Origin of the sequence: Micromonospora sp. CPCC 206060 (assembly GCF_036906895.1) — a bacterium.
GTDB lineage: Bacteria > Actinomycetota > Actinomycetes > Mycobacteriales > Micromonosporaceae > Micromonospora.
In genome coordinates this window covers 1-9,650 of record NZ_JBAKHU010000120.1, presented here as the reverse complement: position 1 = coordinate 9,650, position 9,650 = coordinate 1, and the positions used below count along the sequence as shown (strand labels likewise).

General features: G+C 69.0%; 10 protein-coding genes and 1 tRNA gene. 7 read left to right on the top strand and 4 right to left on the bottom strand.

Annotated features, from left to right (window positions below):
* The first annotated feature begins 618 nt into the window (after positions 1–618).
* Genes V6U90_RS31565 through V6U90_RS31555 form a run of 3 tightly spaced genes read left to right on the top strand, consistent with a single transcriptional unit; the run spans position 619 to position 2,371 of the window.
* Complete coding sequence (locus tag V6U90_RS31565) at positions 619–786, top strand: hypothetical protein (RefSeq protein ID WP_334444516.1); 168 nt, start codon at positions 619–621, stop codon at positions 784–786.
* Entirely contained in the window at positions 783–998 is a 216-nt protein-coding gene (locus V6U90_RS31560) for a helix-turn-helix transcriptional regulator (protein ID WP_334444514.1), read from the top strand. The genes V6U90_RS31565 and V6U90_RS31560 overlap by 4 nt, the downstream gene beginning before the upstream one ends.
* A complete protein-coding gene (locus V6U90_RS31555; RefSeq protein ID WP_334444512.1) occupies positions 995–2,371 on the top strand; it encodes a tyrosine-type recombinase/integrase in 1,377 nt (458 codons plus the stop codon). Before V6U90_RS31560 ends, V6U90_RS31555 begins: the two co-directional genes overlap by 4 nt.
* 135 nt (positions 2,372–2,506) lie before the next feature.
* Here V6U90_RS31555 and V6U90_RS31550 read toward each other — a convergent pair.
* Positions 2,507–2,593, bottom strand: a tRNA-Ser gene (locus V6U90_RS31550).
* A gap of 145 nt (positions 2,594–2,738) precedes the next feature.
* Between V6U90_RS31550 and V6U90_RS31545 the strand changes: the two genes are divergently transcribed.
* A complete protein-coding gene (locus V6U90_RS31545) occupies positions 2,739–3,722 on the top strand; it encodes an NAD(P)H-quinone oxidoreductase (protein ID WP_334444510.1) in 984 nt (327 codons plus the stop codon).
* A gap of 91 nt (positions 3,723–3,813) precedes the next feature.
* Here the strand turns inward: V6U90_RS31545 and soxR are convergent, their stop codons facing one another.
* The gene (gene soxR / locus V6U90_RS31540) at positions 3,814–4,290 is read right to left on the bottom strand and encodes a redox-sensitive transcriptional activator SoxR (protein ID WP_334444508.1); all 477 of its coding nucleotides are present in this window, start codon (positions 4,288–4,290) and stop codon (positions 3,814–3,816) included.
* 49 nt (positions 4,291–4,339) lie between these two features.
* On the opposite strand from soxR, the gene V6U90_RS31535 reads away from it, so the two are divergent.
* Positions 4,340–5,089, top strand: a complete 750-nt coding sequence (locus V6U90_RS31535) for a transketolase (RefSeq protein WP_442933708.1) — start codon at positions 4,340–4,342, stop codon at positions 5,087–5,089.
* 2 nt (positions 5,090–5,091) lie between these two features.
* Positions 5,092–5,976, top strand: coding sequence for a transketolase family protein (locus V6U90_RS31530; RefSeq protein ID WP_334444504.1), 885 nt, complete (start codon positions 5,092–5,094; stop codon positions 5,974–5,976).
* A 20-nt stretch (positions 5,977–5,996) separates the two neighbouring features.
* On the opposite strand, the gene V6U90_RS31525 is transcribed toward V6U90_RS31530, so the two are convergent.
* Positions 5,997–6,707 (bottom strand): glycosyltransferase family 2 protein, encoded by a 711-nt coding sequence (locus V6U90_RS31525; protein WP_334444518.1) that lies wholly within the window; start codon positions 6,705–6,707, stop codon positions 5,997–5,999.
* Positions 6,708–7,174: 467 nt separating this feature from the next.
* Between V6U90_RS31525 and V6U90_RS31520 the strand changes: the two genes are divergently transcribed.
* On the top strand, positions 7,175–8,791 hold the full coding sequence (locus tag V6U90_RS31520) for a ricin-type beta-trefoil lectin domain protein (protein WP_334444502.1): 1,617 nt from the start codon (positions 7,175–7,177) through the stop codon (positions 8,789–8,791).
* A gap of 63 nt (positions 8,792–8,854) precedes the next feature.
* On the opposite strand, the gene V6U90_RS31515 is transcribed toward V6U90_RS31520, so the two are convergent.
* Positions 8,855–9,433, bottom strand: coding sequence for a hypothetical protein (locus V6U90_RS31515; protein WP_334444500.1), 579 nt, complete (start codon positions 9,431–9,433; stop codon positions 8,855–8,857).
* Positions 9,434–9,650 lie beyond the last annotated feature (217 nt).

Genomic DNA, 9,650 nt, shown 5'->3' with positions numbered 1-9,650 from the left:
GTGGGACGGACAGTTCATCACCACCAGCAGCGGCCGGCTACCCAACCCGCTGCAACTCGGCCGACTCCTCACCGGGCAAGCCGGACGGTGGCGCGGCCACCACGTCATCCGGGCCGGCAAAAGCGACAGGGGAGACCGGGCCGTGTTCTGGGTCGAGCACCACCAGGGGTAAAACCCGCTGAACCATCTCCGCATCTCCGCAACGCCGCACCAATTCCACCCCACCAGCACAAACACCCTGCGGAGATCCCAACCCTCAACAATCATCGATCTCCGCAACTCCGCACCCACTGCGGAGATCCCACCGGCTTTGCGGAGATGAACCCACCACCTGTCTCCGCATCTCCGCAAGCATTCGCCCAGCTCACAGCCATGTTTGCGGAGATGCGGAGATGCGGAGATGGTTCAGCCCTCCCCACAACAGAACACACCCGCCACCGCAACCCCGCCGACCAGAACGGGCCACTGAGAACCCTCAGCCGGATCGGCGCATGCCCACACACCAGCTAGGTCGAGATCTTGGCTCCACGGCGCTCTCAGTGGCCCGTTCTGCGCGGTTCTGCGGTCATTCACCCCGATCTACCGGAAGTGGTCACCTTCAACAGAAAGGCCGTCATCGTGCGAATCAGGCTGCACGGCACACCCGCTGAGACAGCCGCGACCCTCAACGCTCTCGCCCACGTCCTCACCATCCACCACGTCAGCCGGCCCTACCCCGACCGGCCCCCGTCCACCCGGCACCGCATCTACCTCGACGCCACCCCGAGGAAGGACAGCCGCCAGTGACTACCCGACCGCAGCGCACCACCCCCACCGGCAACCTGCTCACCCTCGCCGAAGTCCTGGACGAACTCCGCGTACCCCGGTCGACCTTCTTTCGCTGGAAGGCCACCGGCCGCGCGCCCAAAACCATCAAGTACCCGAACGGCAGCCTGTACGTCCGCCGCCGCGACCTGGACAACTGGCTCGATGACCACGAGGAAGAGGCAGCCGCTTGAGTAGCTACAACGTGCGGATTCACGCGATTCTGACCAATGATCTGTCCGGAAAGAAGAAGTCGTACACCGTCCGGTGGAAGGTTGCCGATAAGTCCTTCCGGGAAACGTTCGCTACCGGCGCCTTGGCGGAAAGCTTCCGTTCGAAACTGGTCGTGGCGCAGCGGGAAGGCACGGCGTTCGATGAAAAGACCGGGCTACCTGAGCCGATGGCCCGGGAACTCAACAGCCTGAGTTGGTACGACCTGGCCGTGTCGTTCGTAGACATGAAATGGCCGCGTGCCGCCGCGACTCAGCGCAAGAGCATCGCCGACGCGCTCACCACCGTCACCCCTGCGCTGCTCGCCACGTCACGCGGGATGCCCGACGAAGCGGAAATTCGCCACGCCCTCTATACCTGGGTCTTCAACAAGCAGCAGCGAGAACGGGACAACGGCACGCCGCCGGACGATCTCACGCAGGTTGTTCGATGGCTCAAGGCGAACACGCTTCCACTGTCGGATGTAGCCAACCCGGCGACGGTACGGAAAGCACTCGACCTGTTGACCACCAGGATTGACGGTGGCCCGGCCGCAGCCAACACCGTGGCGAGGAAGCGTGCAGTCTTCTACAGCGCGTTGAAATACGCCGTCGAACTGCGGTATCTCGACGCGCATCCGATGGACTTCATTCAGTGGCGCGCGCCGAAGAACACCGACCAGGTTGACCGGAAGGTGGTGGTAAACCCCGAGCAAGCCCGGTCGCTGCTCGCGGCGGTACGGAAGCGGGACCCGCACTTGGAAGGCTTCTTCGCCTGCATGTACTTCGCCGCCCTACGCCCGTCCGAGGTGATCCATCTACGCGCTGACGAATGCGAGCTTCCCGAGGATGGGTGGGGGTGGTTGCACCTCAGCGGGTCGACGCAGCAGGTGGGCGAGGATTGGAGCGATGGCGGGACGTCGCTCGAAGACCGGGAACTCAAGCACCGAGCGAAGAAAGCGACCCGCGACGTGCCGGCCTGCCCGGAACTGGTCGGCATCCTGCGGCACCACCTACGGGAGCACTGCCGGAACGCCAACGGCCGGATGTTCAACGCCGCCGGTGCACGGGTGGCCCCGGTGTCGAAGAGCACCTACCTGCGCGCGTGGCGGCAGGCCCGAGAGGCAGCGTTGTCACCCGCCCAGCAGCGGTCACCGCTGGCGCATCGGCCGTACGACCTGCGGCACGCGGCCGTGTCGCTTTGGCTCAACGCTGGTGTGCCCGCGACCCAGGTCGCGCAGTGGGCAGGGCACAGCGTGCACGTGCTGCTGAAGGTCTACGCCTCGTGCATCGACGGCCAGGACGAGGCGGCCCGGAAGCGGATCGAGGGTGCGTTGGACACCGAGGAAGCGGGGTAACGCCGACACGGATACGACACGACCAGTGAGACCCGGCGGGTAGCAGCGGGACGAAGTGAGACCGATTCACAAATGACGGAGCGCCCCCTGACCGGTGTTCGCGCTGGTCAGGGGGCGTTTTTGCTGCTCGGGATGCGGAGGGTGTGGGATTCGAACCCACGAAGAGGTTGCCCCCTTACCGGTTTTCAAGACCAGCGCCATCGGCCACTAGGCGAACCCTCCCGACGCGGTGCCCCACCGGGATCCGCGACGTGCCCAGTCTGCCATGCCCGGATCACCGACGCCGCTGTCGCCTGCGGGGGTGGGACGAGATTAGGGGTACGCGGTCGGTGGGCGGCGTACCGGCCGGGTGGGGTATGACTGGAGCATGTACGCGATCACCATCCAAGAGCCGGGTGGACCCGAAACGCTGCGCTGGACCAAGGTGCCCGATCCGGAGCCCGGTCCGGGTGAGGTGATCGTGGACGTGCGGGCCAGCGCGGTGAACCGGGCCGACCTGTTGCAGCGGCAGGGGCACTACCCGCCGCCGCCGGGCGCTCCGGCGTACCCGGGTCTGGAGTGCTCCGGGGTGATCAGCGCGACCGCCCCCGACGTGACCGGTTGGCGGGTGGGTCAGGAGGTCTGCGCGCTGCTCGCCGGGGGCGGCTACGCCGAGCGGGTCGCCGTGCCGGCCGGGCAACTGCTGCCGGTACCGGCCGGGGTGGACCCGGTCGACGCGGCGGCCCTGCCCGAGGTGGCCTGCACCGTCTGGTCGAACGTTCGGCAGGTGGCCGGGCTGCGCCGGGGCGAGACGCTGCTGGTGCACGGCGGTGGCAGCGGCATCGGCACGTTCGCGATCCAGTTCGGTGCGGCGCTGGGCGCGACGGTGCTGGTGACCGCCCGGTCCGGCAAGCATGCCCGGCTCCGCGAGTTGGGTGCGGCCCACGCGATCGACTACCGCGCCGAGGATTTTGTCGAGGTGACCCGGCGGGTGACCGACGGGCGGGGTGCCGACGTGATCCTGGACATCATCGGCGGTGCCTACCTGCCCCGGAACGTGGCGGCCCTGGCCACCGGCGGGCGGCTGGTGGTGATCGGCATGCAGGGCGGCCGTAAGGGGGAACTCGACCTGTCCGCGCTGCTGGCGAAGCGGGCGTCGGTGACGGCCACCGCGCTGCGGTCCCGGCCCGTCGCGGAGAAGGCCGCGATCGTGCAGGGGGTACGTGACGAGGTGTGGCCGATGGTGGAGTCCGGGGCGGTCCGGCCGGTCATCGACCGGCGGCTGCCGATGGCCGAGGCCACCGGGGCGCACCGGATCGTCGAGTCGAGCGACCACCTGGGCAAGGTGCTGCTGGTGACCCCGACGGCCTGAGCAGGGTGGCTCAGGCCGACAGGGCGGGCAGGGTGGCTCAGACCGGCAGGGCCGGCAGGGTGGCTCAGACCGGCAGGGCCGGCAGGGTGGCTCAGCGGGGCAGCATGAGCCGGGCGCCCGGCCCCTCCGCGCCCAGGGCGTCCCCGGCGTTGTAGAGCGCGCACTTCTCCAGGGAGAGGCAGCCGCAGCCGATACAGCCGACGAGGTTGTCGCGCAGCTTCTCGATCAGCCGGATCCGCTCGTCCAGGCGGTTCCGCCAACTTGCGGAGAGCCGCGCCCAGTCGGCGGCGGTCGGGGTACGGGACTCGGGTAGCGAGTCGAGTGCCTCACGGATCTCCTCCAACGAGATCCCGACCTGCTGGGCGATCCGGATGAAGGCCACCTGGCGCAGTTCGGCGCGGTCGTACCGGCGCTGGTTGCCACCGGTCCGGTCGGCCCGGATCAGGCCGAGCCGTTCGTAGTAGCGCAGCGCTGAGGCAGCCACCCCGCTGCGGGCGGCCAGCTGACCGATGGTCATCGTTCCGGTTACCGTCGGTTCCACGTCCGGCCGGGCCGAAGCGTGCGTCATGTCACGCCGTCCTTGAGTTGAAGTGAACTTCAACTTGCAGGCTAGTCGTATGCGAACCACGACCGCCACGGGCCGTCCGCCCGCGTCCGCCACCCTCCCCGGTCGGCAGGCGACGACCACCACCGGTACCCGTCCACGCATCGAGGCGCTGCTCCGCCGCCTGACCGGCGACGAGAAGCACGCGCCGAGCGCCCATTCCACCCTCGATGTGCTCCAGGTGCTTTACGAACGGGTACTGAACATCGATCCGGCGCGTACCGACGACCCGGACCGGGACCGGTTCCTGCTCTCCAAGGGACACGGCCCCGCCGCGTACTACGCGGTACTCGCCGCCCGGGGCTTCTTCCCCGAGCACTGGCTGGACGATCTGGCCGGGCCGGACAGCCCGCTCGGCCACCACCCGGACCGGCTCCTGGTGCCGGGCGTCGAGATCGGCTCCGGCTCACTCGGGCACGGCCTGGGTCTCGGTGTCGGCATCGCGCTCGGCCTGCGGGCGCAGGGACTCCTCCGACCCCGGGTGCACGTCCTGCTCGGCGACGCGGAGCTGGACGAGGGGTCCAACCACGAGGCGATCGCGTACGCCGGCGCGGTCGGTCTGGCCAGCCTCACCGCGATCGTCGTCGACAACCGGTCCGCCACGCACGGCTGGCCGGGTGGGCTGGCCAGCCGGTTCACCGTGAACGGCTGGACCGCGGCCACCGTCGACGGGCGCGACCAGGACGCCCTGGCCGCCGCCCTGACCGGACACGACAACCGCCGGCCGCACCTGGTGGTCGCCGTCACCGAACCGAAGGAGTGACCGTGCGCGAGACGTTCATCGACACGACCTCGACGATCCTGGCCGAGAAGCCGCGTACCGCACTGGTGCTCGCGGACATCTCGGCCGCCTCGTTCGCCCCGGCGGCCCGACGGCACCCGGACCGGGTACTCAACGTCGGGATCCGCGAGCAGCTCATGATCGGCGTGGCCGGCGGGCTGGCCCTGACCGGGCTCCGGCCCATCGTGCACTCCTACGCGACGTTCCTGGTCGACCGGGCGTACGAGCAGATCAAGCTGGACCTGGACCACCAGGGTGTGGGGGCAGTGCTGGTCAGCGTCGGGGCGTCGTACGACGGGGCGAGCATGGGCCGCACCCACATGTCCCCGCAGGATGTGGCGCTGCTGGACACCCTGGACGGCTGGACGGTGCACGTACCCGGACACGCCGGTGAGGTGGCCGGCCCGCTGCACGCGGCGGTCGGCGGCGACGGGGCGGTGTACCTGCGGCTCTCCACCCAGACCAACGACCGGGCCCGGCCGGGTGACGGGAGTCTCACGGTGGTACGCCCGGGTGGTCCCGGTGCCCCGCTGGTCATCGCGGTCGGACCGGTGCTCGACGAGGTGCTGGCGGCTGTGGCCGGGCTGGACGTGGCGGTGGCCTACACCAACCGGCCCCGCCCGTTCGACACCGCTGGACTGCGGGCCCTAACCGGGACCGAGGTGGTCCTGGTCGAGCCCTACCTCGCCGGTACGTCGAGCCGCCTGGTCGACGCGGCGCTCGCGGACCGGCCGCACCGCCTGCTGTCACTGGGTGTCGGCCGGGACGATCTGCACCGGTACGGCAGCGCGGCCGACCACGCTCGGTGGCACGGGCTGGATGCCGCCGGGCTACGCCGCTCGATCAGCGCCTTCCTGGCACCGGCCTGAGCCGTCCTGGGCCGCTCCGGTCAGGGCTTGCCGTGGAGGGCCTGCGGGCGACGCCGGGCCCGCTCACGCCCCAGGATCCAGATCGCCTCCACCCCGTCCTTCCAGGTGATCTTCTTGCCCTCCTCACGCCCCCGGGCGCGGTAGCTGATCGGCACCTCGTAGGGACGGATCCGGCGACGCAGGAGCTTGCCGGTGACCTCGGCCTCCATGCCGAAGCCCCGGGAGCGCACGTCCAGCGACCGGTAGAGGTCCACCGGCATCAGCTTGAAGCAGGTCTCCAGGTCACCGATGTACGAGTTGAACAACACGTTGGCGGCCATCGTCACGCCCTTGTTGCCCATCACGTACCAGAAGCTGTAGGCGCTGTGGCTGCCGAAGGTGCGATTTCCGTAGACCACGGTCGCCCGGCCGTCCAGCACCGGGTCGAGCAGCTTGGGAATGTCCTGCGGGTCGTACTCCAAGTCGGCGTCGAGGATGACCATGTAGTCGCCCTCGGCGCTGGCCACCGCAGTCTTGATCGCGGCGCCCTTCCCGGCGTTGCGGGGGTGGGTGATCACCCGGAGCCGGGCGTCGTCAACCCGGTCGAGGATCTCGCCGGTGCCGTCCCGGCTACCGTCGTCGACCACGACCAGCTCGATCTCGCACGGGTAGTCGACCGCCAATGCCTGCTTCAGGGCATCCGCGATCCGTTCTTCCTCGTTGTAGACCGGCATCAGGATCGAGAGCTTCACAGGGATCTCCACGGTGCGACGATGAGTCGGGCCTAGCCTAACCCGACCTGCTCATGATGGGTACGAGCCGGCGTCGTGGCTGCACGTACCCGTCCGGTCGGCGGTCTGCTACCAACCGGCCACCGCAGGACGGATATGCGCTGGTAGCGGGCGGTCCGCCGGCCCTTGCGGCAGCCCGCCGACCACCCTACGGCCGACTTTGCACCGGTATCTTCCCGGCATTCCCGTCCGCATGTCGCCACGCTGTCGGGCGCCCACCGGCGTGACCCGCCTCCCGCCGTACCCCTGCACGGCCCGCCTCGACGCAGGCCGTGCAGGGGTCGGGTGTGGCGGCGGCCGGGCCGGATGGTGGTCCGGGTCCACGCGGGCCGAAAAGCTTTCCGAGATGCATTCACATATTCCCATGGGAGGACTACCGTCTGAAAACCCGATCGACGTCCCCCGATCAACAAGGAAGGAGTGCGTCGATGCTTCGCTCCCCCGACCAGCGGGAACGGCACGCTCCACGGGCGCTGCGACGGCGTACCGCCGTGGCGCTCGTCGCCGGACTCATGCTCCCGATGCTCACCGCGCTGACCACCCCCGCCACCCCCGCCAGCGCCGCCGACCGTCCAACCGTCCAACCACTGCCCGCCGCTCTGGAGAACATCCGGGCCGCCGAGGCGACCGCGCTCTACGGAAGCCCCGACATCCGACCGTTGGAGAACCGGAAGACCGCCCTGATCACCATGGGCGACAGCGAGATCTCCGGCGAGGGCGTCGGCAACTACGTTCCCGGTACGCACGAGCCCGGCAACTGGTGCGACCGGTCGTACGACCAGGCGGTGTTCCGTACCGGCATCGCCTCCGACGTGCAGTACAACATCGCCTGCTCCGGAGCCACCCCGTGGAACCTGATCGCCGGCGGCCCCATTCAGCACAACGAACTGAACCAGGGTGACAACCTGGCCATCAAGGCGCGCAACACGCACATCAAGCTGATCTGGGTGGTGGTGGGCGCCAACGGCGACGGCACCATCCAGTTCGGACCGGTCGCCACCGACTGCACCCTGAAGCGGGTACTGCTCCAGGGTCCCTGCTATCCGACCTACACCGACCAGTGGGCGGTCCGCACCGACGGCAGCCGGCAGGCCGTCGAGGACGCGATCAACTCCGTCCGGCGGACCATGACCGACGCCGGCTACCTGCGTACCGACTACGAGCTGGTCTTCATGTCGTACCCGAGCCCGGCCAGCCCTGACGTCGAGGACAATCCGGACTTTCCCGGCTGGTACCCCGGCGGTTGCCTGATGTACCTGCACGACACGGCGTTCGCCCGGAACAAGGCGGTGCCGATGTTCGAGACGGCGCTGCGCCGGGCGGCGCTGAACACCGGCACCCGTTACCTCGACGCGAGCCGGCTATTCCACGGCCACGAGGTCTGCACCGACAACACCTCGGTTCGCGGCCTCTACATCGAACTGGGAATCTGGGACGAGAACGCGGCCCGGCAGTCGTTCCACCCGAACGCCCGGGGGCACGGCATGTTCGCCCAGTGCATCACCCAGTTCTACCACTCGGGTCAGGCACAGGCGACCTGTGTGGACCCGGCCAGCGCCGGCAGCGGCGTGCTCTACCCCGGACTCTTCGAGTTCCGGCAGTTGCGTAACACCGCCACCGGGACCTGCGTGGACGGCAAGGGGTACGACTCGCGAAACAACACCGCGCAGCAGTCGTACACCTGCCACGGCGGGCGTAACCAGGGGTTCTGGTACGACCCCGGCCGCCAGTCGCTGCACTCGGAACTCTCCCACGACCGTTGCCTGGACGTTTCCGGTGGTTCGTTGACCTCCGGCACAGCGGTCAACGTCTACGACTGCCACGGCGGCCCGAACCAGCGGTTCGTCTTCGCCGGCAACCAGATCAGGCCGGCCGGCAACAGCTCGCTCTGCCTGGAGTTCGACAACCCCTGGCTCGGTACGCCGCGCCTGCGGCTGGCCGGTTGCAGCACCAGCGCCCGACAGCAGTGGTCGTTCGAGTCCCGCTCGTTCGCCAACCCGGTCGGGTACGGCCACGACGACTTCATCGGATCCCGGGTCTACTGACCACACCGGAGTTGTTAAGAGGGGCCCCTTCCTATACCGAAAGCGATAAGAAGGGGCCCTTCCTTACTTCTTGATGATGAGGCGGGCGACGGCGTTGGTGCCGTCCTTGGTACCGGCGATTCCGATGGTGGCGCCGACCGCGACCGCGCTCGGCTGGACGGTGGTACGGCGTTCCACGACCCGCAGGTTTTCGCCGAAGGTCCAGGTCATGGTGAACCCGTCGGAGGACTTCACGGTGACCGACTTCCCGTCGATCGCGGTGACCTCGCCGCGTTGCACGGCGACCGTCTTCGTGCCCTCCTTGGTCTGCACGACCACCTCGCCGTGCAGCGTGTTCTTCTTGCGCAGCAGCACCCGGGCCTGGTGCCGCTTGCGCCAGCCGTCGCCCCGCTCGCCCCGGGGGCCCCGCTCGGGTCCCGTCGAAGCGGACGGCGCCGGCGCGGCGACCGGATCGACGTCGAGATCGGTCGCGTCGAAGCCCAGCGCGGTGAGCGCCTGACCCTCGGCGCCCATCGCGGCGACCACCTCGACCGCGGTTTCGGTGGCTGCCCCGGTGGCGGGTCCGCCCGCGACGCCACAGCCGCTGACGCCCAGCGTCACCGCCGCCAGCAGCGTGGTGGCGGCGAATCCCCAACGTGCCATCAGTTTCCCTCTCGTCCGCATGGGCCCAGCCTCGCGCCTGCGCACGAGCGCAGCGTCAGCTCGATGTTCGAATCAGGTAAGGAAGGGCGGGGGCGTTGACGTCCTCTCCGCCCTAAGACCGTGTGTCATTTGGGGTTGTTGCTGGTCAACAGGTTGAGTCGGGTGGCGCGGCGGTAGCAGATGATCGCGCAGGCCAGGCGTAGGAATCCGAGGAAGT